We start from the raw sequence: 25,495 nt of genomic DNA on the forward strand, positions 1-25,495 counted from the left end.
ATTCGGCTAAGAGTTGTGCAACCCTAGTAGGAAATGCCTAAGGCGAAGCGTCGAAATTGGCCGCCGGTCGCGGGGCACGAATTGTGACGCTTCGTCATAGGGTTTGGGATGACGCAAGCTTTGAGCCTCGCTACATTGGAGGCTGGGACGAGGCGTCACACATGCGTGAGGAGAGGCGGACAGCCGCAATGCTCGAGATTCTGGAGAAGGCCGCCGTGGAGGCCGGGCGGGTGATCCTTGGCGTCTACGAGGCAGGGATCGAGGTGCGTCAGAAGGCGGATTGTTCGCCGGTGACCGACGCCGACGAGGCGGCGGAGCGTATCATCCTGCGCCATTTGGAAGAGGCTTTTCCGCAAATCCCGGTTGTCGCCGAAGAAGCCGCCTCGGCCGGGCAGGTCCCGGAGATCGACGGACGCGCCTTCTTCCTCGTCGACCCGCTCGACGGAACCCGCGAATTCGTCGGGCGCCATCATGACTTCACCGTCAATATCGCGCTGATCGAAGAGGGGCGGCCCGTCGCCGGCGTCGTCTATGCGCCGGCGCTCGGAATTCTCTACAGCGGCGACGGCGCTGCCGCCCGCAAGTCGGTGGTCTCGGGCGGGATCGAGATCGGCGCTTCCATGGTCATCGGCTGTCGCATGCGCGGCGATCGCGTGACCGCGCTTGCCAGCCGCTCGCACAACAATGCCGAAACGGTCGCCTATCTCAGCGAACACGGCATCACCGACTATGAAGCCGTCGGCTCGTCGCTGAAATTCTGCCTGCTCGCCGAAGGCCTCGCCGATCTCTATCCCCGTTTCAGCCGGACGATGGAGTGGGATACGGCGGCGGGCGACGCGATCCTGCGCGCGGCCGGCGGCGAGACGCTGACGATGGACGGCACGCCGCTCGTCTACGGCAAGCGCAACCAGCCAAGCGACGTCGACTTCGCCAATCCCTCCTTCGTCTCGCGCGGCCGCGCCTGACCGGTCGTCCGGCCCGGCCGGAAGGGTCTGGCGCTCGGCCCCAGCCTCCCCGCACCCTCGGCCTGCCTCAGACTGGCGCTCTTTGAACGGAGAGCGCCATGACCGACGTGACCGCCAATCTCGAAATGCCCTATATCCTGCCCTCGCAGGCGCAGAAGCACGTCACCCACAACGAGGCGCTGCAGCGGCTCGATGCGGTGACGCAACTGGTGGTGTCGGAGACGCGCAGCGCTCCTCCGGCCAATCCTCCCGAGGGCAGCTGCTATGCCGTCGGCCCGTCCCCCACCGGCGATTGGGTGGGGAAGGCCGGGCTGATCGCCGTCCGCCAGGATGGCAGCTGGCTGTTCATCGCGCCACGGCGCGGCTGGAGTGCCTTCTTTCTCGATATCCAGGCTCTCCAGCTCTTCAACGGCAACGCCTGGACCCCCTTCGATGCGGTCGCCGGTCTGCAGCGACTGGGGATCAACGCGCAGGCGACCGGCGCCAATCGGCTCGTGGTCCAAGGCGAAGCAACACTTCTCACCCATGAAGGCCACGGCCACCGGCTGACGCTGAACAAGGCGGCCGCCGGGGACACCGCCAGCCTGATCTACCAGACAGGCTATTCCGGCCGGGCGGAGATGGGGCTGGCGGGATCGGACGAGTTTGCCATCAAGATCAGTCCGAACGGCGCCGACTGGCTGACCGCGCTGACCATCGGCGCAGCCGGCCAGGTGCGCACGCCGCTCCGCCCCTTCGCGCGTGCCACGCGCAATGCCGGGATCCAGACGCCGGCCAACAATGCGCTGACCGGCTTTTCCACCCTCTCGATCGCCAATGGCGGCATGGCGCTCGGCGCGTCGCTTCCGGGGGGCGGCCAGTCGCTGGTCATCCCGGTTGCCGGCGCCTATCTCGTCCTGCTCCGCGTCGAGGTCGATCCGGCCGGGGCCTTTTCGGCTGCCGTGCAGGTGAATGGCGCAACCGCGATCGCCACGCTCCGCGGCGCCGAAGGCACGCCCGCCATGCAGAGCCTCAGCACCTGCGGCCTCGCCCTGCTGCAAGCCGGCGACACGCTGGCCATCCGCCATACCGGCTCCGCATCCATCGACTTCGGCGCGGACAAGACGGAGCTGATGGTGCTGATGCTGTGAGGGGAGACGCTCTCCCCGTTTACGCAACTGGCGACCCGTCTCATGTCGATCAGACTGAGAATTTGATACCGGTCGAGCGGGCGCGGCTGGGTCTCTCCCCCTTGTGGGGGAGATGGGCGGCAGCCCGGAGGGGGCCTGTGCCGCTGTAACCGCCGGCTGAAGTCTTACGACCCTGCGACGGACTGCAGCAGCTGGCCCATGGAGGTTTCGTTGAAGGGCTTGGTGATGCGGGGACGATCGCGCAGCTCGACCGGGAAAACCGCGCTTTCGCCATAGCCGGTGACGAAGCCGAAGGGCGTCATGCGGGAGGTCAAGAGATCGGCGAAGTCGAAGCTGGTTTCATTGCCGAGATTGACGTCGAGCAGCGCGAAGTCGAAGGCCTGTTCATCCAGCAGGCCGCGCGCCTGGGCTGCATTCGTGGCGATGTCGACATGTTCCACGCCCAGAGTCCGCAGGATATCCTCGGCTTCCATGGCGATGATGAAATTGTCTTCGAGAACAAGCACCCGTTTGATCGGGAACGATGTTTCCAAATCGGGCACCGGTCTCTTTTCCTGTTGAATGCGCAAGCCACGATACCCCTTTGATTCGTAGCTCTCAAAGTCTGCTTATAGGGTTGTAACCCCAGCCTCACATTTAAATAAGACACAGCAACAGGCCGCCTCGTCAAGGGCCTCACGCATTGTATCCGCGTCGGACGTTCGGGGCGCGATCACGGTAATGATATCCGCGGAATCCACTGGAACTTACGCCCGCACGCGCGCATTATCGGGTTGCGCACTCTGGGAGGATTGCATGACCGCCACCGACATCGAACGCCTCGAACATGCCGCCCGCAGCGTCTTCGGCCATGAGGAGATGGACGGCGGCGAACGGGACGAAATGACGCAGGCCAAAACCCCGTCCTTGCTCGCCCGCATGCTGGATTATCTCCAGAAGCGCACCTCTGTCGCGCCCTCCGCTCTGTCCTGAGCCATCCGCGGCACATCCCGAGCGACGAACGGTCCCTCAGATGAACGGCCGGCGCATGGGCTCCAGCCCTTCCCAGCCGGACAAACGGCGTAGGCCATCCTCGTCCAGAATGTCGCAGCCCCGGTCTGCCCAGCGGATCAGGTTGCGCTCCGCCAGCTTCTTCAGCGTCTTGTTCGTGTGAACGATCGACAAACCCAGCGTATCGGCGATGTGTTGCTGCGTGATCGGGATCGACACGCGTTCGTCGCGAAACAGGTTGGAATAGGACGCACGCTGGCAGAGGAAGGACAGGAGATAGGCGGCGCGCTCCAGCGCCGTGCGCCGGCCGATGCTCAAGAGATGCTCGTCGAGGATCCGCTCCTCCTGCGAGGCGATCCAGGTGACGTCGAAGGCGAGCTCGGGATGGTTGCGATAGACCTGACCGAGCCGGTCGCGGTCGAAGACGCAGAGCGTCAGCGCCGACAGAGCCTCGACCGAATGCTGCATCTCTCCCATCAAACTGCCCTGCAGGCCGACGAGGTCGCCCGGCATGATGTAGTTCAGGATCTGGCGGCGCCCGTCGCCCAGCATCTTGTAGCGAAAGCCCCAGCCGGCCAGCACGGTGAAGAGATGGGCGCTGTGCGACCCTTCGGCCAGGACCATGCCGCCGGGTTCGACCAGCAACTCGCCCTGCTTGAAATCAGAGACGAAGGCAAGTTCTGAAGGCTCAAACTCCCGAAATGTTGGAAGGCTGCGCAGGGGACATTGCTCGCACGGCGTCCGCCGGCTGGTTCGGGTCTTCGGGACGTTCATTCAAAACTCGGGATCACGAGCACAGCGATGGGTGTCGGGAGGCAGCGCCGCCCAACTTCCTGACGCGGGGGCGCGGAGGTTAGCATGGACTTGCGCTGCTCCCTTATCTAGTTTTGACCTCAGCACCATTAAATTTGCTAATCCATCCCGAATTATCGCATGGGGCGAAAAAAACCGCCTCGCCCGAAAGAAAAGACCGGACACGCTGCTCATGACCCACCCTGCCCTCCTTCCCAACGCCGTCGCCCTGGTGACCGGCGGCGCCTCCGGCATCGGCCGTGCCGCAGCGGAGCGCTTCGCCGCGCTCGGCCTGAAGATCGTGATCGCCGACCGGCCGGGCCATCGCCTGGAGGAAACGGCTGCGGCGCTCGCCAGCCTCTCGCCGCTCGGCGCGGATGGCGTGATGGCGGCTGCCTGCGACGTCGGCGACCTCGAGGCGCTGGAGAGCCTGCAGGAAGATGTGATCGCCCGCTTCGGCAAGGTCAATGTGCTGATGAACAATGCCGGCATCCAGCCGGGCAGCGCGCTGTTCGGCCCGATCGAAAACTGGGAGCGGGTCATGGCCGTCAATCTTGGCGGCGTCCTCCATGGCAGCCGCATCTTCGGCCCGGCGATGATCGCGCATGGCGAACCGGGGCTGATCATCAATACCGGCTCCAAGCAGGGCATCACCACCCCACCCGGCGATCCCGCTTACAATGTCGCCAAAGCCGGCGTGAAGGCCTTCACCGAGGCGCTGCAGCACGAGCTGCGCTCGACGCCGGGCTGCCGCATCTCCGCCCATCTGCTGATCCCCGGCTTCGTCTATACCGGGCTCACCGCCAATGGCCGGACGGAGAAGCCGGCCGCGGCCTGGACCGCGGAGCAGACGGCCGACTTCATGCTGGAAAGCCTGGAGCGCGGCGACTTCTACATTCTCTGCCCGGACAACGACGTGCCGCGCGAACTGGACGAGAAGCGCATTCTCTGGGCGGCCGGCGATATCGTCGAAAATCGCCCGCCTCTGTCGCGCTGGCATCCGGACTATGCCGATCTTTTCAAGACCTATCTCGAGGCCGAACGCCCGCGGCAGCCGCGCAGATGACCAGCGGCCTCCACCATGTGACGCTGATCACCCGCAAGGTTCAGCAGAATGTCGATTTCTATGCCGGGTTTCTCGGCCTGCGGCTGGTGAAGCGCACCGCCGGCTTCGAGGATTCGGCCCAGCTCCATCTCTTCTACGGCGATCGTTTGGGTTCGCCGGGCTCGCTCGTCTCCTTCCTCGTCTGGGAGGACGGCGCGCCCGGCCGGGTGGGTGAAGGCCAGGCCGGCGAGATCGCTTTTGCCATCCGCCCCGAGGCGATCGGCCAGTGGCTGACGCGAGCCCTGCGCTATCATGTGCAGGTGACGGGACCGGCTCAGGAATTCGGCGAGCCGGTGCTGCGTTTGAAGGATCCGGACGGCGTGATCGTCAAGCTGGTCGGAACAGCGTCGCTCTCGGCCACGGCGCCCTTCGTGGCACCCGATCTGACCGCCGAGGACGCGATCCAGCGCCTGCGGGCGGCGACCATCTTCACCGAGACGCCGGACGAGACGTCTGGTTTCATCAGCCGGCACCTCGGCTTTTCTGAAGCCGGGCGGGAGGGGGCTGTGCGGAGGCTCGTCTCGGAAGCCGGCGACGCGATCGACGTGCGCGATGCCGCGGGTTTCTGGAAGGCGGCCCCCGGCACGGGCACGGTCGACCATATCGCGGTGCGCGCCGCCTCGCGCGATGCCGTGCTCGCACTGAAAGATCGGCTGCAGGCGGAAAAGGCCGGACCGACGCCAGCGCATGACCGTCGCTACTTCTTCTCGCTCTATGTGCGCGAGCCGGGCCGCACGCTGCTGGAGGTGGCGACCGACGAGCCGGGCTTCACCCTCGACGAGTCGGAAGAGGAGTTGGGGCGGACGCTGTTCCTGCCCGGCAAGAGCGAAGCGGAGCGGCAGGATGCGGCCGTCGTGCTGCCGCAATTCGGCCTGCCGGGCGAAGAACGGGAGGTGGCGCGCGATCTGCCCTTCATCCACCGCGTCAACCGGCCGGAGGCGCCGGACGGGCGGACGCTGTTCCTGCTGCATGGCAGCGCCGCCAATGAGCTCAGCCTTTTGCCGCTCGGCCGGCGCGTGGCGCCGCATGCGCTGCTGGTCGCGCTTCGCGGCCGCAGCCTGGAGGAAGGCGTGCCGCGCTTCTACCGCCGGCTGACGCCCTTCACCTTCGACCAGGCGGATATTCGCGGGGAATCCGAGGCTTTCGCTGCCTTCATCGAAGGCGCCATCGCCGCCTATGAGATCGATCCCGACCGTGCGGCCTTCGTCGGCTATTCGAACGGGGCCAATCTGATCGCCGCCACCCTCTTCCTCCATCCGGGGCTGATCCGCCGGGCGGCGCTGCTGCGCAGCATGAACCCGCTGGATACGACGCCGACGGCGGATCTGAAGGGCACGGAGGTCCTGTTGATCGAGGGGCAATCCGACCCCTACCGCAAATATTCGCCCGAGCTTGAGAAGGACCTGCGTGCGGCCCAGGCGACGGTGAGCAAGGTGACGCTGAAGGCCGGCCATCTGCTGACCGCGACCGACCCGCCCACCATCGCGACCTGGCTCGACGGGCTCGACCCAGCGGACTGAGGGCGGGCGGCCTTCGCCCACCCCTCCCCGTCTCAGCCGCCCTTGCGGGCCCGGACATAGTCGGAAAGGCCATGACGAAGGCGGCGAGCCGGTCGCGGGCCTCGGCGTCGATCAGCCGTCCTTCCGCATCGAAGGCCGCAGCCGCCTTCGGCAGCATCAGCCGCTTGCCGGCCCAGAGATCGGCGCCCAGCGTGCGGAACACCGGCAGCCAGGCATTCTGGCTGAGCAACGTGCCGAAGGGGCCGGGCGAGGCGCCCGCCAGCGCGAAGATCTTGCCGGCAAAGACCTTCGTGCCACCACTGCCAGACGAACTCGCCCAGTCGATGGCGTTCTTGAAGACGCCCGGCATGGAATTGTTGTACTCGGGCGTGAAGAGGATGACGCCATCGGCACCCGCGATTGCCGCGCGTAGAGCGAGAACCGCCTCCGGCACGCCGACACGCTCCTCATCGGCATTGTAGAGCGGAATGCCGCTGATGCTCGCCTCGGTGAGGCTGACGCCGTCAGGGGCGAGCGAGAGGGCGGCGCGCAAGAGCGCCGTGTTGTAGGAGCCCGTGCGCAGGCTCCCCGAAATTGCGACCAGCGTGACCATCTGAGCTCCTTGTCATCCTCGGCGCCCATTCACCTCTGGCTGACGGGCGGACGCTACTTCTTAAAGTCAATCTTGACGCTTGCCACCGGAAAGATCGCCTTCCACACCGTTGCCGTGTTCGTCATGCTGCGGCCATCGGGCGAGAAGGTCAGCCGGTCGTAGAAGCGGTAGAGCGACTGCTTCGGGCCGGGGTCGAGATCGACGAGATAGGTAAAGCGTGCGGTATTGCCGTTCACATGCACGGTCGTGCCGCCGACCACGTCCTCGCGGGTGCCGTGATAGGTGGTCGGTCCGGTGCGCGTGAAGCGCCAGGTCTTGCGCTCCGCCTGGCCATCCTTGTAGCGGATATCCTCGCGCAGAGTCAGTCCGCCCGGCCGCACCGTTCCGCGCAGGCGGATGTCGAGATCGCGACGCAAGCCTGTGATTGCTTTGAACGTGCCGCTGGCGGTGGAACTGCCGGCGAAATAGCGCTCCATCACGGTCTTGTCATAGGTCGTGACGGGGCGGGGCGGCGCGGAGGTTGCGGCCAGCACGGGGACGGCGAGTGCCAGCGACAGGGTGAGACCGGCAGCGGTGGAAATGAAGGCCTTCATGGCGTTTCTCCCTTGTTCTGCCGCTCCCTACGCGCCACGGCCGCGATCGGTTTGCCCCTTGGGCAGGAGCATCGGGCATGCAAATGGTCACGGCGGCGAGAGCGCGCACCTGTCCTTCGCCGCCCGCCTTCTCCCTCCCGGCAGTCGCGCCTCGACAAGGGCTGGAAAATGGCGGGCTGCGGCGCTACTCCATGCGCTTAGCAGCCGCGAACCGGCGATGCGGCGTGCGCGCCGCCTGAGGAGACATGCCATGCCCAAATTCAGCCCCCTCGTCTCCGCCCTGACGCCGCCGCCGATCCCGGGCGTGGCCGCCTGGGGTCGGATGTATGAGGGCGGGCGGGGGCCGTTGATCGATCTCAGCCAGGCAGCCCCCGGCTATCCGCCGCATGACGACCTGCTCGGCTGGCTGGCGGAGACCGCCGGAGCGCCGCGTTTCGCGGGCTACGGCCCGATCGAAGGCGAGCCGATCCTGCGCAAGGCCTATGCCGAACATGTCGCGGCGCTCTATGATGCGCCGATCGCCAATCGCAACATCCACATCACCGCCGGCTGTAACCAGGCCTTCGTCGCCACCATTCTCGCGCTCGTGGCGCCGGGACAGACGGTGCTGCTCACCAATCCGCATTATTTCAACCACGAGACCTCGCTGACCATGCTCGGCATCGAGACCGATCTCGTCCCCTGCGATGCGGCGGCCGGTTTCCTTCCTGATGTCGAGGCAGTCGCCGCGGCGCTCCATCCCGATGTCCGGGCGCTGGCGCTGGTCTCGCCCAACAATCCGACGGGCTCGGTCTATCCGCCGGAGCTTCTCGAAGCAATCGACACGCTCTGCCGCACCCGCGGCATCTGGCTGATCCTCGACGAGACCTATCGCGACTTCCTGCCCGACACGCGCCCGCCGCATCGGCTGTTTGCCCGGGAGAACTGGCAGAACCATGTGGTCAGCCTCTACAGCTTCTCCAAGTCCTACTGCATCCCGGGCCACCGCCTGGGCGCGATCACCGGGGGCGTGCAATTGATCCAGCAGGTGGCGAAGATCATGGACAATCTGCAGATCTGTGCGCCGCGCCCGGCACAGGTCGCGGTGGCCAAGGCGATCCCCGCACTGGCAGGGTGGCGCGAGCAGAACCGGCTGGAGATTGTCGGTCGCGCCGATGCGCTCCGCGCTGCCCTGTCCGGCCTCGAGGACTGGGACATCAAGGCAATCGGCGCCTATTTCGCCTATGTCCGCCATCCCTATCCGGATATCAGCGCCGAATTCGTCGCGGGGAAGCTGGCGTCGCTCGCCGGTGTGGTGTCGATCCCAGGGGAATACTTCGGCGAGGCGCAGGAGCCCTATCTCCGCTTCGCTTTCGCCAATGCCGACCAGGCGACGATCGCCCAGCTGACCGACCGCCTAGGCGGCTTCGAGCTGCCCGGCATCTAGCCGCCGGGCCTAGTCACGGAGCGTGGCCGCCTGGCTTGGCGACGGGGACTGGCTTAGATCGCGCCGAAGACGCAGGCGGCAACGAAGCCGAAGGCCGAGACAAGCGCCACGACGCGGGCGCAGGCGGGCAAGGTGGCAGCCGTCAGCATGGACCGGCGACCGGTCTCGTTGACGGTGGTGAGCGTCGAAAACACTGCTGTCTTGGACATCGCGGGATCTCCTCCATCGGCTGATTCAACGGACGCATCGGCTGCCGGTTCCGCTTAAGGATTCTTTATTTCACACCGATTTACTAGAGAACGTTTTTCTAGGTTTGCGCCTGGATGAGAAAATCTGTTCAGGCAGATTGCGGCAGCAAGGGCCGGCATTCGGACTGACTTTTCTGCGCAATGGTCTATATTCCGGCCTGTGCGCCTTCCGCGCGAGGATTTCTACACACTCATGCCGTCCTTTTCCGCGTCCGACAGCCCTGCTGCCGCTCCCTTGCCGGCTCGTACCGTCGATCTGCTCGAAACGACACGATGGGAGGAGACGCCGCTCGGTCCGCGCGCCGCGTGGCCGGCAACCCTGACCGCGACCATTCGTGTCATCCAGTCCTCGCCGGTGCCCATGGTGCTGCTCTGCGGGCCGGAGGGCGTCCTCATCTATAACGAGGGCTATGCTTCCGTCGCCGCGGGCCGCCACCCGGCTTGCTACGGGCAGCCTGCTGTCCTCGCCTGGCCAGAAGTCGCAGATTTCAACCGCGCCATCATTGCCGCCGTCTCGACCGGCGAAACGCGTACCTTCAAGCGACAGCCCCTCGTTCTCTATCGCAACGGCGCTGCGGAGGAAGTCTGGCTCGATCTCGACTACAGCCCGGTCATTGACGAAAGCGGGACAGGGATCGCCGTGCTGGCGGTGGTGGTGGAGGTCACGGAAGCGGTAAAGGCCGAGGCGGCGCTCGAGCGCAACCGGGAGAAGCTCGCGCTCGCGCTTCAAGCTTCGGGCATCGTCGGCATCTGGGATTGGGACGTCATCGCCGACAGGGTCTTTTCCGACGATAAGTTCGCCGCACTCTACGGCGTCGATCCGCAGGCGGCGGCCGCCGGCGCGCCGATCTCCGCCTTCATCCGGTCCGTTTATCCGGAGGATGGAGCGGCGCTGGCGGAAGCCATGGACCACGCGATGCGGACGGGTGACCGCTTCTCGCAGGAATACCGGCTTATGCAGACCGACGGCTCGGTCCGCTGGGTCCTCGCGGAAGGGCGGCCGCTGCTGGTGGAGGGGCGCTGCGAGCGCTTCCCCGGCATTGCGATCGACATCACCGCGCAAAAAAAGGTGGCCGAAGCCCATGCCCGCGCCGAGGCCGGGTTTCGCACGCTCGCCGACGCCATGCCGCAGATGGTGTGGTCGACCCGGCCGGACGGGTTCCACGATTACTACAATGCGCGCTGGTACGAATTCACCGGCATGCCGGCGGGCTCCACCGATGGCGAGGCCTGGAACGGCATGTTCCATCCCGATGACCAGGAGCGGGCCTGGGCGGCCTGGCGGGCGAGCCTTGCGACCGGCGATCCCTATCAGATCGAATATCGCCTGCGCCATCACAGCGGCGCCTATCGCTGGGTGCTCGGCCGGGCCCTGCCGATTCGCGATGCGGCCGGGGCGATCATGCGCTGGTATGGCACCTGCACCGATATTCACGACGCGAAGATGCTTCAGGCCGAGCGGGAGGTGGTGGCGCATGAGCTCAGCCACCGGATCAAGAACATCTTCTCCGTACTCAGCGGCATCATCAGCCTCTCCGCCCGCGCCCAGCCGGCGGCCCGCGCTTTCGCCGACGAGCTGCGAAGGCGGATCGACGCCATGGGCCGCGCCCACGACTTCATCCGCCCCCACAGCGATGCCTCGCGCCAGAGCATCGGCGAAAGCACCTTCTTCGGCCTGACCCAGCGCCTGCTCGAACCCTATACCGGCGAGCACGGTTCCGACGCGATCCGGCTCGAAGGCGACGATGCGCCGATCGCCGATGCGGCCGCGACCCCGCTCGCGCTCATCCTGCACGAACTCGGCACCAATGCCGCCAAATATGGCGCGCTCTCTGGCGCAGGCGGTCGTGTGAGGCTCATCGGGCGCATCGAATCCGATGTGTATCACCTGATCTGGAAGGAAGAGGTGCCCGAGGCGGCTGTCACCGCGCCGGCCCGTGAAGGCTTCGGCTCGCGGCTGATTGCGATCAGCGCCGAGGGGCAGTTGGGGGGAAGCATCACCAAGACCTGGGAACCCGATGGCCTGCGCGCCGACATCCGCCTGCCGCTCGCGTCGCTGACCCGCAGCGGCCGCTTGGGGCGGCCGGGGACGTAGTCATAGTGCTTGGGTGGTGAATAAAGACGAATCTCGCGGCGCGCGAGACGCAGCCAGGGTGCCGCTCAGAACGTCCGCAGACGGCGCGGGGCGACCCCGTCCTTCGTCATGCGGTGGGCGACGGTGAAGCGGACGGCGTCTTTCAGCTCGTCTTCGGCGACCGGCTTTGGCAGAACACCAAGCGTGCCGGGCACGCCGTCGCCGAGCTGGGAGGGATTGGCGGTCATGTAGAGCACGGTCACGCCATGCATCTCAGCCAGTCGACGGCCGATCTCGCGCCCTGTTGCGCCGTCCTTGAGGTTCAGATCGACAAGAGCGATATCGGCGAAGGGCGCCAGACTGAAGGCGGATGCCGTGTCGGCTGCGATGCCGACCGGCTGGTGGCCAAGCTCCTCGACGATATATTCGATCTCGGTGGCCACGAAGATCTCGTCTTCCACCACCATTATTCTGCAACCCATGACGAAACGTCCGAATTTTCGAAGGCCCTGCCGACACAATGCCGGAAAGCACGTTCACCCTGATCGTGTGACAAAGCCCCACTCACCCCTGGCCCCTCCCGGACCGTCGCTGCGAAGCAACCTGTCACAAGGTGGGTCCGTCGCAACGCAACCTGCCACGAATGGTTCCGCAAAAAAATGAAGAATTCCTCGCCGCCGGTGCAAATGCTCGCAGAAGATTGGTGTCGTGGCGCTTTGGAACAACAGTTTGCTGTCGCCCCGCCCTGTCCTTCGACCAGCGCCTGTGCTGTAAGGCGGAAAGTTAAGCTCAGAAGAAGGCCCGCGCCATGACGCCGCTTCTTGCCCGATGGCGCCGCTCCCGGCGCAAGCTGCGAAACCGACTGGCACGTCGCTTCTTCGCCACGCGTTACGGGCGGGAGCTTCTGATCCAGTGCATCAGCCCGAAGGTCTTGAGCATGACCGCCGATTGCGGCGATCATGTCATGAGCTTCTCCCCGCACGACTATATCGGCCGCAAGATCTACCGGAAGGGCCAGTTCGAGCGCGACCATGTCGATCGGCTGATCGCGGTACTTGCCGGGGAAGGACTGCTGCCGAGCGCGGGGACACTTCTGGAGGTCGGTGCCAATATCGGCACGCAGAGCCTCTATTTCGCGTTGAGTGGCCATTTCGCGCGCGTCGTCAGCATCGAGCCTGATCCGCGCAATGCCGAGCTCCTCGCCCGAAACATTGCCGACAATGGCATGACCGGGCGGATCGTGCCCGTGCGCTGCGCGGCCGGCGAGACGGAAGGGACCATCGATTTCTACCAGCATCGCGACAATCACGGCAAAAGCAGCGCGGTGGCGGCAGCCGTGAAGGGCAGCGCCGACAAGGCGCCCAATCGGATCCCTGTGCCCGTGCGGCCCGTCACGCGCATTCTCGCCGATCTCGCCATTCCGCCCGAGGAGGTCGATCTGATCTGGATGGACATCGAGGGTTACGAGCCGGTGGCTGCCCGCTCCATGACGCCGCTCCTCGCCCGGCGCACCCCCTTTTATCTCGAATTCTCGCCGGTCTTCTACGGTCCGGAGGCGACGCGGCTTTTCGCCGGCGAGCTTGCCCGGCATTACGACCGCTGCATCCTCTTTCACGAGGACCGGCTGGAGCGGATGCGGGTCTCCGACATCCCGCTCGACCGGCCGCAATTCGACCTGCTGCTGCTCCCCTGACCCCGCCTGGCCGGGATCAGCGGCGGCGATAGAGGAAATAGCGCTCGGGATCGACGCCGTCCGGCACTGGCAGGGGTGCAAGATCCGCATGGTCGAGCGGCAGTCCGCTGGCAACGATCCCGCCCGGGGCCAGCGCCGCGGCAAGAGCGCCGGGCAGCCAGCTTTTGGTGCGGGCATCGACATCGGGATACGCGGTGCCGATATCGGCATGGGCGAAGGCGGCATTCGCGCCGGCAAAGCCCGGCAGCGTTTCGGCGATCTCGCCGAGCACCGTATCCTCCGGGGCCGGCGTCGAGGCCGGATGGGAGCCGACGGCCCGGTCGAAGGCGATGATCCGGCGATCGGCGAATTTCTCGCGCAGGTGGTCATAGGTGCGGCCATTGCCGAGCCCCACCTCCAGAACAGCACCCTCGGCCGGAAGATCGAGATCGTCCCGCACATGGTCGATGATGATGCGCTGGGCAATGACGCGGGCGATGAAACTGTCGAGGCGGCTCATGAGGTCGGCTTGTCCTGTCGGGCGATGCGGGAACGGGGGAGCATCTAGCGCGCCTGTGGGACAAGGAACAGCGTCCCGACACGAAAGACGGGCTTTCTGCGCTGCTATCCATCGCCCGGCGGATCGGATCATGCTAAAGCATGGTCATGCCGGCGCCGACCTCAGATCCGTTCTTCCGCACGCTGCCGCTCTTCACCGCCTTCGCGGGCGTTGCGGAGGCGGCGAATTATCGACCATTGCCGGAGGACTGGTGGCTCGCCAGCGCCGACATCGTCGACTCGACCGGCGCCATCGCGAAGGGCCAGTACAAATCGGTCAACATGGCGGGCGCCAGCGTCATTTCCGCCGTCCTGAATGCGGTCGGGAACTATGAGATCCCCTTCGTCTTCTCCGGCGATGGCGCCCTGTTGGCGCTGCCGCCGTCCGGCCTCGATGCGACGCGCGTGGCTCTGGCTGCCGTCCAGACCCATGTGGCGGCAACGCTGGGGCTGGACCTGCGCGCAGCGCTGGTGCCGGTGGCCGATATCCGGGCCGCGGGCCTCGATGTGCGGGTGGCGCGCTTCCGGGCGAGCAGCGAAGTTTCCTACGCCATGTTTACCGGCGGCGGCGGCGCCTGGGCGGAAGCACAGATGAAGGCCGGGCTCTATCGCGTGCAGCCTGCCTCCGATGACAGCCAACCCGACCTCACCGGCCTCTCCTGCCGCTGGAGCCCCATTCCGGCGCGCCATGGCGCGATCGTTTCGATCATCGCCGTGCCTGTTGCAGGAACCGATCCGCGCGCTTTCGAGGCGCTGACCAGCGATATCATCGGGCTTGCGGCCCAGGAGGAGCGCAGCGGCCATCCCGTTCCGCCCGACGGGCCGCCGGCAGCGCTGTCGATCGAGGGGCTGAACATCGAGGGCAAGGTCGCTCCCGAGGGCAAACGCCTCAAGCAAGGACTATCGGCCTATCTGCAGGCCGTGCTCACGCTGGCGCTCATCAAGACCCGCACGACACTCGGCCGCTTCGACCCGCGGCGCTATCGGCAGGACATCGCCAGCAATTCCGATTTCCGCAAGTTCGACGACGGGCTGAAGATGACGATCGACGTCGATGCCGGCCGCCGAGCGGCGATCGAGGCGCGGCTGGAGGCAGCGGCGGCTGAGGGCATCTGCCGCTACGGGCTGCATGTCCAGGATGCGGCACTGATGACCTGCATCGTGCCGACCCCGCTTGCCCGCGACCACATGCATTTTATCGACGGGGCGGATGGCGGCTATGCCCGTGCGGCGAGCCTGATCAAGGCCGAGCGCGCCGCCCTTACGCCTTGATGATCAGCCCCGTCTCGATCCCCCGGCGCGCCATGGCATTGCGCGTATCGACGACCAGCGGTGCGGCGGTGGCGAGTGCTGCATAGTCGACCGCGTCGTGATCGGTCGCGATCAGCACCGCGTCGAAGCCGGCGATCGACTCCTCAGTCAGCCCCACGGACCGCCGGCCCTTCAGCGCCATATATTCCCGCGTGCGCGGGATTTCCTCCACATGCGGATCGTGATAGTCGGCCGAGCCGCCGCGCTCCTCGATGAGTTCGATGAGCTTCAGCGACGGGCTTTCGCGGATGTCCGGCACGTTCTTCTTATAGGCGAGACCGACGACGAGGATGCGGGCGCGGCTTAGCGCCTTGCCGCAATGAATGTCCAGCGCCTCGGCAAGCCGGCCGACGACATGGCGCGGCATGGCCGAATTGATCTCGCCGGCCAACTCGATGAAGCGTGTCGGCAGCTCGAACTCGCGCGATTTCCAGGTGAGGTAGAAGGGGTCGATCGGGATGCAGTGGCCGCCGAGGCCGGGGCCGGGATAAAAGGGCATATAGCCGAACGGCTTGGTCTTGGCGGCGTCGATCACCTCCCAGACGTCGATGCCCATGGCGTCGAACACCACCTTCAGCTCGTTGACGAGCGCGATATTGACGGCGCGGAAGACGTTCTCCGTCAGCTTGACCGCCTCGGCCGTTGCGGTGGAGGAGACCGGCACCACCCGCTCGACCACCGCGCCATAGAAGGCGGCGGCAGCAGCGCCGGCCGCCTCGTCCTCGCCGGCGACGATCTTCGGAATGCTGGCCGTGTGGAAATCGCGGTTGCCGGGGTCCTCGCGCTCCGGCGAGAAGGCGAGAAACAGATCTCGCCCTGACACGAGCCCACCCTCCTCCAGGATCGGCCGCATCACCTCATGCGTGGTCCCCGGATAGGTGGTCGATTCGAGCACGACCAGCCGGCCGGGCTTGAGCCGGGACACGATCTCGCCGCAGGTGCGGATGATGTAGGTGAGATCCGGATCGCGATGCTTGGTGAGCGGCGTCGGCACGCAGATGATGATGATCTCGACCTCGGCGAGCCGATCGAAATCGCAGGTGGCGGCGAAGCGGCCGGCATCGCGTTCGCCGACAAGCTTCGCATCGCTGACAGCCTCGATATAGGACCGGCCGGCCTCCACCGCCTCGATCTTCGCCGGATCGATATCGAAGCCGAGTACGGAAAAGCCGCTGCCCGCGACGGTGATGGCGAGCGGCAGGCCGACATAGCCGAGACCGATGATGCCGACCCGGGCGGTCCGATCGGCGATCGCCGCCATCAGCTGCCGATGGACCTCGCCGGAGTTGGCGGAGGAAGACGAATCGATGGCGGTCATGGTCGGGCCTCGCTGCGGGGGATGGCGCCCACGCGCCGGACGATACCCGCTCAGCAAGCGCAGATGCGAGCTCGGCCACGCTCTGTCAAGCGTCATGCGCGGGTGCCGGGTATTCGGGTGAGAGCCGCCCAATTTCTTGCGTCAGCCGTTCTGGCATGGGCGCAATCTCCATCCTATATTGTCGGCGCGCCGTTCAACATCCCGCTGCTGCCGGGGCTTGCGCGACGCGCCGAACGCGCCTTCGCAAGCACCAGCCCGGCAAGAGCCAGGGCACCACAGGGGTGGAGGGTGCCGGAAGGCTGGCAATGAGGGCGCCGATCATGAAAAACCCCACCGTCTTAGCCGCGGGAAGCCGCGTATCCTCGCATCTGCTCGACCGCGTCTCGCTCTGGCTTAAACAGGCCGCTTTGAGCGACGAGCCGCTGGAAAACATCGTCACCGGCTTCTGCGAGCGGCTTGCGGCCTCGGGCCTGCCACTTGCCCGCGTGCATCTGAGCTTTGCGATGCTGCACCCGCTCTATGACGCGCTCGGCTTCACCTGGCTGCGCGGCAAGGGCGTGACCGTGGAAGGTTTCCGGGCGGACGAGAGCGAGGGCAATGCCGACCGCTTCCTCAAGAGCCCCTATTACTACCTGCTCAGCAACAATCTCGAACATCTGCGCCGACGGGTCGATCCCAACCAGCCGTCGGAATTTCCGATCTTCGACGATCTCAAGGCCGATGGGATCACCGACTATATTGCCTTCATGCAGCCCTTCGGCGGGGCCTCCGGCCAGGGCATGGTCGGATCCTGGGCGACCGACCTGCCGGAGGGTTTCAGCGACGAGGTGATCGAGGCGCTGCTGCGCGTGCAGAGCAGCCTGGCGGTGGCGGCCAAGATGGCGGTGCTCGGCAAGCTCGCCGACAATATGCTCACCACCTATCTCGGCGGCAATGCCGGCAAGCGCGTGCTTTCCGGCCAGATCCGCCGCGGCGATGGCGAGACGATCCGCGCCATGCTGGTCATGGCCGATATGCGCAACTCGACCATGCTCGCCGAGAAGGAGGGCCGCCAGGCCTATATCGATACGCTCAACCACTTCTTCGACGCGATCGCCGTGCCCTTCAACCGCAATGGCGGCGAGATCCTGAGCTTCATGGGCGACGGATTCCTGGCCGTCTTCCCCTGCGGCCGGCACCGGGAGCCCTCGCAGGTGGCGGCGATGGCCGCCATGGCGGCGGTCCGCCAGGCCATGGCACGAATGGAGGAGCTGAACAGCGAGCGCGAGCAGAAGCAGCTGGGGCCGATCGGCTATGGCATCGGCCTGCATGTCGGCAATGTCATGTTCGGCAATGTCGGCCTGCGCGATCGGCTGACCTTTTCGGCCTTCGGTGCGGCGGTCAACGAGGTGCAGCGCCTGCAGGAGCTCACCAAGAAGCACGCGACCCCGGTGCTCGCAAGCCAGGCCTTCTCCGCCTATGCCGGCGGCGAGTGGGAGACGATCGGCGAGGAGCGGCTGCGGGGCGTGCGCCAGAAGGTGACCGTATTGGTGCCGCATGCCAACCAGCTGAAGCTCGGCAATGCCGAGGCCTTGCGCCACCGTGCCCTCGAAAAGCGCTCGGAGGCCGAGCAGGTCATGCTGCTCTACCGCAACAACAGCCAGCGCCCGCGCGACCTGTGGAACAAACTCCTGCAGTGACTGTTTTTTGAGCGTGCGACGAAGAATTCAAAAAATCGATACATGAGACAATTAGGTCTCCGCCTGCAGACGGTCGTTGCGCGGTTGCGCAGGGTCATGGACAGGCCCTGCGCGCTACGATAGTCTTTTCCGAAAAACAGGGCGAAAATGCCCGCAGCCGCGCGCAGAAAGCGCCGGGATACGGGGAATGCGGGAATGACATCAGGGACGGACCTGCTGCGGATTGAGAACCTGAGTGTGTCGTTCTCGATCTTCGGCGGACGGATCGAAGCGGTACGTGGGGCAAGCCTGCGTGTGCTCCCCGGCAAGGTAACGGCGCTGGTGGGCGAGTCCGGCTCCGGCAAGTCGGTGATCAGCCAGGCGATCATGGGCATTCTTCCGAAGACGGCACAGTCCTCCGGCCGCATCATCTTCAACGACCCGAAACTGCCGAATGGCGCGCTTGACCTCGCGGCGCTGGACCCCGAGGGCGCGCAGATGCGCGACGTGCGCGGCAACCGCATCGGCATGATCTTCCAGGAGCCGATGACCTCGCTCTCGGCGCTCCACACGGTCGGCAACCAGATCAGCGAGTCCCTGAAGATCCATCGCGACATGACGAAGGAGGAGCGCCGCGCCCGCACCGAGGAGATGCTGGGCCTGGTGGGTTTCCCGAACCCCAAGCGCGCCTACGACATGTATCCCTTCGAGCTTTCGGGCGGCATGCGCCAGCGCGCCATGATCGCCATGGCACTGGTCTGCAACCCGTCGCTGCTGATTGCCGACGAGCCGACGACCGCGCTCGACGTCACCATCCAGGCGCAGATCCTGCAATTGCTCAAAGACCTGCAGTCGCGCTTCAACATGGCGATGCTGTTGATCACCCACGATTTGGGCGTCGTCGCCAACATGGCCGACGAGGTGGTGGTCGTCTATCACGGCGAGATCATGGAGGCCGGGCCGGTCGAGGCGATCTTCCGCAGTCCGACCCATCCCTACCTGAAGGGCCTGATGAAGGCCGTGCCGCATTTCGACATGAAGCCCGGCGAGCGACTGAAGGCGCTGCGCGACGTGCCGGTCGACGTCGAGACGCTGATTGCCAAGCGCAAGGCGAAGCCGCTGCCGGCCGAGCCACGCGCGGCCCGCCCGCCGCAGCGCCTGGCGGCCGACGGTCTGCCGGAGCCCGCTTCCGACGTCATTCTCTCTGTCCGGCACATTGGCAAGACCTTCTCCTCCCGCAAGGGCGGCTGGTGGCGCAAGGGCGAGGCGAGCCTGCACAAGGCGGTGGACGATGTGAGCTTCGACATCCGCCGTGGCGAGTGCCTCGGCCTCGTCGGCGAGAGCGGCTGCGGCAAGACCACGGTCAGCAAGATCCTCATGCGGGCGATCACGCCGGAAAGCGGCTCGGTGACGCTCAACAGCACGGCCGGGCAGATTGACGTCCTCCACGCGAAGGGCAAGCAGCTCGACGAGCTGCGCACCCGCATGCAGATGGTATTTCAGGATCCGGTCTCCTCGCTCTCGCCGCGCATGACCGTGCAGAACATCTTAAGCGAGCCGCTGGAAATCCACGGCCGCGGCGATCCGTCGAGCCGCAAGATGTATGTGAAGGCGCTGCTGAAGGCGATCGGCCTCGATGCGCGGCACCTGAACCGCTACCCGCATTCCTTCTCGGGCGGCCAGCGGCAGCGCATCGGCATTGCCCGCGCGCTGGCACTTGGGCCCGATCTGCTGATCTGCGACGAGCCGGTTTCGGCGCTGGATGTCTCCGTCCAGGCGCAGATCCTCAATCTCCTGAAGGACCTGCAGGCTCAGCTGGGGCTGACCTTCCTCTTCATCTCCCACAATCTCGCCGTGGTCGACTATATGGCCGACCGGATCGCCGTGATGTGCAACGGGCGCATCGTCGAGCTCGCGCCGCGCGAGAACCTGATGCGCGCGCCGGTTCACCCTTATACCAAGGCGCTGCTTGCGGCCGTTCCCTTCCCCGATCTCGACCGCCCGCTGGACTTCGCGGCGCTGAAAGCGGGTGGCGCCTCCGACAAGAGGCGCTGGAAGGGCGCCTTTCTCGCGGGCGATGGCGATCCGGCGACGCTGGCGCCGGCCAATGTCGCCGATGGCCACTGGGTGCTCGCCAACCGCAATGCCGATATCCGGGAGCTTCAGCCATGATCACGCGCCGCACGACGCTGGCCCTCCTGGGCGCTGCCGCCTTCTCGCCCGCCCTGCCCCGCTTGAGCCATGCTGCGGGGCCGGAGGAGTCGGAGATGCTGCTGGAGCAGGTCAAGGCCGGCACGCTGCCGCCCATGGCCGAGCGGCTGCCCAAGACGCCGCGGGTCGTCAACCTCTCCGCCATGGGCCGCACGCCCGGCACCTATGGCGGGACGGTGCGGATGATCATCGGCAGCCAGAAGGACATCCGCCTGATGTTCATCAACGGCTATGCCCGCCTCGTCGGCTACAATCCCGACCTGACCTTCGCACCCGACATTCTCGAGCGCTGCGATGTTGAAGGCGACCGCATCTTCACCTTCGTCATCCGCGAAGGGCATCGCTGGTCGGACGGCAGCCCGGTTACGTCCGAGGATTTCCGCTACACCTGGGAAGACGTGATCCTTAACGAGGACCTTCGCAAGGGCGGCGTGCAGCGCGAGCTTTTGGCCGATGGCAAGCCGCCGCGTTTCGAGGTGATCGACGCCCGCACCGTGCGCTATTCCTGGGACGCGCCGAACCCGGATTTCCTGCCGAACCTCGCTGCCGCCTCGCCGCTGATTCTCCTGCTTCCCGCGGCTTACATGAAGCAGTTCCACAAGAAATATCAGACGGAAGACGAACTGAAGACGTTGATGAAGGCCAACCGCGCCAAGAAGTGGGCCGACCTTCACATCAAGATGTCGCGCCAGTACCGGCCGGAAAATCCGGACCTGCCGACGCTCGACCCCTGGCGGAACACCACGCCGCTGCCGGCCGAACAGTTCGTCTTCGACCGCAACCCCTATTTCCACCGGGTCGACGAGCGCGGCATGCAGCTGCCCTATGTCGATCGCTATGTGCTCAACGTCTCCTCCTCCTCGATCATCGCCGCCAAGACCGGCGCCGGTGAGGCCGACCTACAGTCGCATGGCGTCGATTTCATCGACTATGCGTTCCTGAAGGATTCGGAGAAGCGCTACCCGGTGAAGGTCTCGCTGTGGAAGCGGACGCAGGGCTCGCGCGTCGCGCTGCTGCCCAACCTCAATTACGGCGATGCGGAATGGGTGAAGCTTCTGCGCGACGTCCGCTTCCGCCGGGCGCTGTCGCTGGCGATCAACCGGCGCGAGATCAACATGGTGGCCTTTTACGGCCTGGGTCGCGAGAGCGCCGATACCGTGCTGCCGGAAAGCCAGCTCTTCAAACCGGAATACGCCGCCGCCTGGTCCGCCTTCGACCCCGACCAGGCGAACCGGCTGCTCGACGAACTGGGCCTGACGGAGCGCGACGGCGACGACATGCGCCTGCTGCCCGACGGGCGCGTGGCACGGATCGTGGTCGAAACGGCCGGCGAGAGCACACTTGAAACCGACGTGCTCGAGCTGGTCACAGACCATTGGGCGAAGATCGGCATTCCGCTCTTCATCAAGACTTCCCAGCGCGAGGTCTTCCGCAACCGGACCATGGGCGGCGAGATCATGATGTCCATGTGGCTCGGCCTCGACAATGGCGTGCCGACCGCGGACATGAATCCGAGCCAGCTGGCGCCGAGCGCCGACAGCCAGCTGCAATGGCCGGTCTGGGGCATGCACTATCTCTCGCTCGGCCAGTTCGGCCATCCTCCGGAGCTGCCCGAGGCGCAGAAGCTGGTCGACCTCCTGAAGGAATGGAAGCAGTCGGGCGAGATCGAGGCACGCACCCGCATCTGGCACGAGATGCTCGCGATCTATACCGACCAGGTCTTTTCGATCGGCATGGTCAATTCGACGCTGCAGCCGATCCTGCATTCCTCCAAACTCAACAACGTGCCCGACCAGGGCCTCTACGGCTTCGAGCCGACCTGCTATCTCGGCGTCTATCTGCCGGATACCTTCTGGTACGGCGACAAGGTGAGCTGACCCATGCTGCGCTACATTCTCTGGCGCATCGGCGCCATGATCCCAACGCTCATCATCATCTCCGCCCTCGTCTTCACCATCATCGAGCTGCCGCCGGGCGATTATTTCGAGAGCTATGTGTCGGAACTGCGCGCCCAGGGCGAAGGCGTCGACATGGCCGAGATCGAGGCACTGAAGGCTGAATATGGCTTCGATCGCCCGCCCCTGTTGCGCTACTTCCACTGGGTCGCCGGCATGCTGCATGGCGATTTCGGCTATTCCTTCGAATATCAGCTGCCCGTCTCCGATGTGGTCGGCGACCGGCTGTGGCTGACGGTGCTCGTCTCCTTCGTCACCATCCTCTTCACCTGGCTGATCGCCTTTCCGATCGGCATCTATTCGGCCACCCACCAATATAGCTGGGGCGATTACGGGCTGACCTTCCTCGGCCTGCTCGGCATCGCCATCCCGAACTTCCTCTTCGCGCTGATCCTGATGTATTTCGCCAATATCTGGTTCGGCACCTCCGTCGGCCATCTGATGGACCAGAAATATCTCTCGCAGCCGATGAGCTGGGAGAAGTTCACCTCGATCCTCGAGCATTTGTGGATCCCGGTCATCATCATCGGCACGGCGGGGACGGCCGGCATGATCCGGCGGTTGCGGGCCAATCTGCTCGACGAGCTGCAGAAGCAATATGTGGTGACCGCGCGCGCCAAGGGTCTCCATCCCTTCCGGGCGCTGGTCAAATATCCGCTGCGCATGGCGCTCAATTTCTTCATCTCCGACATCGGCTCGATCTTGCCCGCCATCATCTCCGGCGCAGAGATCACTGCGATCGTGCTGTCGCTGGAGACCACCGGGCCCATGCTGATCAAGGCACTGCAGAGCCAGGACATGTATCTCGCGGGGTCCTTCCTGATGTTCCTCGCCTTCCTGACGGTGATCGGCGTGCTCGTCTCCGATATCGCGCTGGCGCTGCTCGATCCGCGCATCCGGCTGCAGGGAGGCGCGCGCAAGTGACGCTCTCCCTCCCCCCGGCCGGCGCGCCGCTCCCGCATTACGTCTCCACGGCACCGTTCGACCCCTTGTCGGTCGAGGCGATGAGCGAGAAGCAGGCGGAGGTCTACGAGGCCTCGCAGCTGCGTCTCATGTGGTGGAAGTTCAAGCGCCACCGGCTGGCGCTGATCTCGCTCTACTTCCTCGCGGCCGCCTATGCGATGATCGCGATCGTCGAGTTCCTGGCGCCGTATAATCTGCACACGCGCAACGTCGACTACATCCACGCCCCGCCGCAGGGCATCCATCTGTTCGACAAGGGCGAATTCGTCGGGCCCTTCGTCTATGGCCGCTCGATGACGCTCGACATGGACACGCTCCGGCGCATCTATACCGACGATCCGAACCGGGTGGAGAAGCTGCGCTTCTTCTGTTCGGGCGATCCGTACCGCTTCTGGGGCCTGGTCGATTCCAGCCTCCACCTCGTCTGCCCGGCCGAGGGCGGCGAGCTCTTCCTGCTCGGCAGCGACCGGCTGGGACGCGATGTTCTGTCGCGCATCCTCTACGGCGCGCGCATCTCGCTCACCATCGGCCTGCTCGGTGTCAGCGTCAGTTTCCTGCTCGGCATCGTGATCGGCGGGCTGGCCGGCTATAAGGGCGGCGTTTTCGATCTCATCGTCCAGCGCATCATCGAGGTGCTGCAGTCGATCCCGAGCATTCCGCTCTGGATGGCGCTTGCCGCGATCATGCCGGTGACCTGGAGCCCGCTGCTGATCTATATCGGCATCACGCTGATCCTCGGCCTGCTCGACTGGACGGGACTGGCACGCGCCGTGCGCTCCAAGCTGCTGGCGCTGCGCGAGGAAGACTATGTGCTCGCCGCCCAGCTGATGGGCGCGCGCACCAGTCGCATCATCGGCCGGCATCTGGTGCCGGGCTTCATGTCGCATCTGATCGCCACCGCGACCATGTCGATTCCCGGCATGATCCTTGGCGAGACCGCGCTGTCCTTCCTCGGCCTCGGCCTTCGCCCGCCGATTACCAGCTGGGGCATCCTGCTGACGGAAGCCCGCAGCGTCAGCACCATTGCATTCTATCCCTGGCTGCTCTACCCGACCATTCCGGTCATCCTCGTCATCCTCGCCTTCAACTTTTTGGGTGACGGATTGCGGGATGCCGCCGATCCTTACAAATGAGGTGGATGCCTTGATGCGGCCGCAAGTTCAAAGTCAGTTGGGATCGGCTGCGTCAGGAGATGCCATGTGATGAGCCGCCGGATCGAGAATGCCCGCGTGCTCATGTACAGCCATGACACGTTCGGCCTCGGACATTTGCGCCGCTGCCGCACCATCGCGCATTCGCTGGTCGAGGATTATCGCGGCCTGCATGTGCTGATCATTTCCGGCGCCACGATCGCCGGCGCTTTCGACTACCGCGCCCGCGTCGATTTCGTGAAGATCCCGAGCGTCATCAAGTTGCGCAACGGCGAATATACCTCGATGGATGCGCATATCGATCTTCAGGAAACGCTGAAGATGCGCCGCTCGATCATCCGCCATACGGCCGAGACCTTCCAGCCGGACCTCTTCATCGTCGACAAGGAGCCGATGGGGCTGCGCGGCGAGGTGGAAGAGACGCTCGCCTATCTGAAGAGCCTGGGCACCACCACGGTGCTGGGCCTGCGCGAGGTCATGGATGCCCCGCATCTGCTCGAAGCCGAATGGCAGCGCAACGACGTGATGCGCAAGATCGGCCAGTTCTACGACAGCGTCTGGGTCTATGGCCCGCCGGACTTCTACGACCCGCTGACCGGCATCGAGGTGCCACCCCAGGTCCGCTCCCGGATGGAGTTCCTGGGCTTCCTGCAGCGCAGCGTCTCTCTCGACGTCAGCTCCGAGCACAAGCCGAAGGGCGACTATCTGCTGATTACCACCGGCGGCGGTGGCGATGGCGCGGATCTGGTGGATGACGTCGTGGAGGCCTATCGCGCCGATCCGACGCTGACGCATCCGGGCCTCGTCGTGCTCGGCCCCTATATGCCGGCCCGCCAGCGCCATGAGCTCCTGGAGAAATGCAACAGCACCGGGCATCTCGAGGTGATCGACTTCGACAACCGCATGGAAGAGCTGATCGCCGGAGCCAGCGGCGTCGTCGCCATGGGCGGCTACAACACTTATTGCGAGATCCTCTCCTTCGACAAGCCGGCCTTGATCGTGCCGCGCGTCGTCCCGCGCGAGGAGCAGCTGATCCGGGCGCGGCGCGCCTCCGAGCTCGGCCTGATCGACATGCTGCTGCCCGGCGAAGCCGGTGATCCGAAACGGCTCGCCGCCGCGCTGCATGCGCTGCCCTCCCGCCGCCCGCCCTCGCAATGCGGCGGCCATATGCGGCTCGAGGGCCTCGCCAACATCTCGCGCATCGTCGGAGACATGCTCGACCGCCGCAGCCATGAGCACCTCGCCGTCGTGAAGGCCTGACCA

22 protein-coding genes and 1 pseudogene are annotated in these 25,495 nt (G+C 65.5%); 15 read left to right on the forward strand and 8 right to left on the reverse strand.

The window, feature by feature from the left end; all coding sequences use genetic code 11:
• The first annotated feature begins 188 nt into the window (after positions 1-188).
• Both cysQ and ACLE20_RS06420 read left to right on the forward strand, forming a co-directional pair.
• Positions 189-965 (forward strand): 3'(2'),5'-bisphosphate nucleotidase CysQ, encoded by a 777-nt coding sequence (cysQ, locus tag ACLE20_RS06415; RefSeq protein ID WP_410939423.1) that lies wholly within the window; start codon positions 189-191, stop codon positions 963-965.
• Positions 966-1,063: 98 nt separating this feature from the next.
• Positions 1,064-2,095, forward strand: a complete 1,032-nt coding sequence (locus tag ACLE20_RS06420; protein WP_410939424.1) for a DUF2793 domain-containing protein — start codon at positions 1,064-1,066, stop codon at positions 2,093-2,095.
• 164 nt (positions 2,096-2,259) lie between these two features.
• Here the strand turns inward: ACLE20_RS06420 and ACLE20_RS06425 are convergent, their stop codons facing one another.
• Positions 2,260-2,637 (reverse strand): response regulator, encoded by a 378-nt coding sequence (locus ACLE20_RS06425; RefSeq protein WP_410939425.1) that lies wholly within the window; start codon positions 2,635-2,637, stop codon positions 2,260-2,262.
• A 253-nt stretch (positions 2,638-2,890) separates the two neighbouring features.
• Here ACLE20_RS06425 and ACLE20_RS06430 point away from each other — a divergent pair, with 253 nt between their 5' ends.
• Positions 2,891-3,067: a hypothetical protein gene (locus ACLE20_RS06430; protein ID WP_410939426.1), complete on the forward strand. Its 177-nt coding sequence runs from the start codon at positions 2,891-2,893 to the stop codon at positions 3,065-3,067.
• A 36-nt stretch (positions 3,068-3,103) separates the two neighbouring features.
• Here ACLE20_RS06430 and ACLE20_RS06435 read toward each other — a convergent pair whose 3' ends face one another.
• The gene (locus tag ACLE20_RS06435; protein ID WP_410939427.1) at positions 3,104-3,859 is read right to left on the reverse strand and encodes a Crp/Fnr family transcriptional regulator; all 756 of its coding nucleotides are present in this window, start codon (positions 3,857-3,859) and stop codon (positions 3,104-3,106) included.
• 211 nt (positions 3,860-4,070) lie between these two features.
• On the opposite strand from ACLE20_RS06435, the gene ACLE20_RS06440 reads away from it, so the two are divergent.
• Positions 4,071-4,943, forward strand: a complete 873-nt coding sequence (locus tag ACLE20_RS06440; protein WP_410939428.1) for an SDR family NAD(P)-dependent oxidoreductase — start codon at positions 4,071-4,073, stop codon at positions 4,941-4,943.
• A complete protein-coding gene (locus tag ACLE20_RS06445) occupies positions 4,940-6,502 on the forward strand; it encodes a VOC family protein (protein ID WP_410939429.1) in 1,563 nt (520 codons plus the stop codon). Before ACLE20_RS06440 ends, ACLE20_RS06445 begins: the two co-directional genes overlap by 4 nt.
• Before the next feature lie 64 nt (positions 6,503-6,566).
• On the opposite strand, the pseudogene ACLE20_RS06450 reads toward ACLE20_RS06445, so the two are convergent.
• Together ACLE20_RS06450 and ACLE20_RS06455 are read right to left on the reverse strand one after the other, a co-directional pair.
• Positions 6,567-7,094 (reverse strand): annotated as a pseudogene (locus ACLE20_RS06450) (NADPH-dependent FMN reductase); the annotation flags it as partial.
• A 53-nt stretch (positions 7,095-7,147) separates the two neighbouring features.
• Positions 7,148-7,687: a DUF3833 family protein gene (locus ACLE20_RS06455; protein WP_410939430.1), complete on the reverse strand. Its 540-nt coding sequence runs from the start codon at positions 7,685-7,687 to the stop codon at positions 7,148-7,150.
• Positions 7,688-7,937: 250 nt separating this feature from the next.
• On the opposite strand from ACLE20_RS06455, the gene ACLE20_RS06460 reads away from it, so the two are divergent.
• On the forward strand, positions 7,938-9,113 hold the full coding sequence (locus ACLE20_RS06460) for an aminotransferase (protein ID WP_410939431.1): 1,176 nt from the start codon (positions 7,938-7,940) through the stop codon (positions 9,111-9,113).
• 53 nt (positions 9,114-9,166) lie between these two features.
• Here ACLE20_RS06460 and ACLE20_RS06465 read toward each other — a convergent pair whose 3' ends face one another.
• Positions 9,167-9,322, reverse strand: a complete 156-nt coding sequence (locus ACLE20_RS06465; RefSeq protein ID WP_410939432.1) for a hypothetical protein — start codon at positions 9,320-9,322, stop codon at positions 9,167-9,169.
• Between the two features lie 232 nt (positions 9,323-9,554).
• Here ACLE20_RS06465 and ACLE20_RS06470 point away from each other — a divergent pair, with 232 nt between their 5' ends.
• Complete coding sequence (locus ACLE20_RS06470) at positions 9,555-11,456, forward strand: PAS domain-containing protein (protein ID WP_410939433.1); 1,902 nt, start codon at positions 9,555-9,557, stop codon at positions 11,454-11,456.
• A 65-nt stretch (positions 11,457-11,521) separates the two neighbouring features.
• Here the strand turns inward: ACLE20_RS06470 and ACLE20_RS06475 are convergent, their stop codons facing one another.
• Complete coding sequence (locus ACLE20_RS06475) at positions 11,522-11,917, reverse strand: response regulator (protein WP_410939434.1); 396 nt, start codon at positions 11,915-11,917, stop codon at positions 11,522-11,524.
• Between the two features lie 326 nt (positions 11,918-12,243).
• On the opposite strand from ACLE20_RS06475, the gene ACLE20_RS06480 reads away from it, so the two are divergent.
• Positions 12,244-13,128, forward strand: a complete 885-nt coding sequence (locus tag ACLE20_RS06480; protein WP_410939435.1) for an FkbM family methyltransferase — start codon at positions 12,244-12,246, stop codon at positions 13,126-13,128.
• Positions 13,129-13,144: 16 nt separating this feature from the next.
• On the opposite strand, the gene ACLE20_RS06485 is transcribed toward ACLE20_RS06480, so the two are convergent.
• Positions 13,145-13,627 (reverse strand): class I SAM-dependent methyltransferase, encoded by a 483-nt coding sequence (locus ACLE20_RS06485; protein ID WP_410939436.1) that lies wholly within the window; start codon positions 13,625-13,627, stop codon positions 13,145-13,147.
• Between the two features lie 146 nt (positions 13,628-13,773).
• Here ACLE20_RS06485 and ACLE20_RS06490 point away from each other — a divergent pair, with 146 nt between their 5' ends.
• Positions 13,774-14,937, forward strand: a complete 1,164-nt coding sequence (locus ACLE20_RS06490) for a DUF3095 domain-containing protein (protein ID WP_410939437.1) — start codon at positions 13,774-13,776, stop codon at positions 14,935-14,937.
• On the opposite strand, the gene ACLE20_RS06495 is transcribed toward ACLE20_RS06490, so the two are convergent.
• Entirely contained in the window at positions 14,927-16,294 is a 1,368-nt protein-coding gene (locus tag ACLE20_RS06495; protein WP_410939438.1) for a nucleotide sugar dehydrogenase, read from the reverse strand. The two genes, ACLE20_RS06490 and ACLE20_RS06495, sit on opposite strands and share 11 nt — an antisense overlap.
• Positions 16,295-16,614: 320 nt before the next feature.
• On the opposite strand from ACLE20_RS06495, the gene ACLE20_RS06500 reads away from it, so the two are divergent.
• The 6 genes from ACLE20_RS06500 to ACLE20_RS06525 all read left to right on the forward strand — a co-directional run bounded on the left by ACLE20_RS06500 (position 16,615) and on the right by ACLE20_RS06525 (position 25,492).
• Positions 16,615-17,973: an adenylate/guanylate cyclase domain-containing protein gene (locus ACLE20_RS06500; protein ID WP_410939439.1), complete on the forward strand. Its 1,359-nt coding sequence runs from the start codon at positions 16,615-16,617 to the stop codon at positions 17,971-17,973.
• A 195-nt stretch (positions 17,974-18,168) separates the two neighbouring features.
• Positions 18,169-20,124 carry an ABC transporter ATP-binding protein gene (locus tag ACLE20_RS06505; protein WP_410939440.1) on the forward strand — a complete coding sequence of 652 codons (1,956 nt, stop codon included), beginning with the start codon at positions 18,169-18,171 and terminating at the stop codon, positions 20,122-20,124.
• On the forward strand, positions 20,121-22,040 hold the full coding sequence (locus tag ACLE20_RS06510; RefSeq protein WP_410939441.1) for an ABC transporter substrate-binding protein: 1,920 nt from the start codon (positions 20,121-20,123) through the stop codon (positions 22,038-22,040). Before ACLE20_RS06505 ends, ACLE20_RS06510 begins: the two co-directional genes overlap by 4 nt.
• 3 nt (positions 22,041-22,043) lie before the next feature.
• Positions 22,044-23,042, forward strand: coding sequence for an ABC transporter permease (locus tag ACLE20_RS06515; RefSeq protein WP_410939442.1), 999 nt, complete (start codon positions 22,044-22,046; stop codon positions 23,040-23,042).
• On the forward strand, positions 23,039-24,214 hold the full coding sequence (locus ACLE20_RS06520; RefSeq protein ID WP_410939443.1) for an ABC transporter permease: 1,176 nt from the start codon (positions 23,039-23,041) through the stop codon (positions 24,212-24,214). Before ACLE20_RS06515 ends, ACLE20_RS06520 begins: the two co-directional genes overlap by 4 nt.
• Before the next feature lie 69 nt (positions 24,215-24,283).
• Positions 24,284-25,492 (forward strand): glycosyltransferase family protein, encoded by a 1,209-nt coding sequence (locus ACLE20_RS06525; protein WP_410939444.1) that lies wholly within the window; start codon positions 24,284-24,286, stop codon positions 25,490-25,492.
• Positions 25,493-25,495: the final 3 nt, after the last annotated feature.

The organism is Rhizobium sp. YIM 134829, assembly GCF_046546455.1.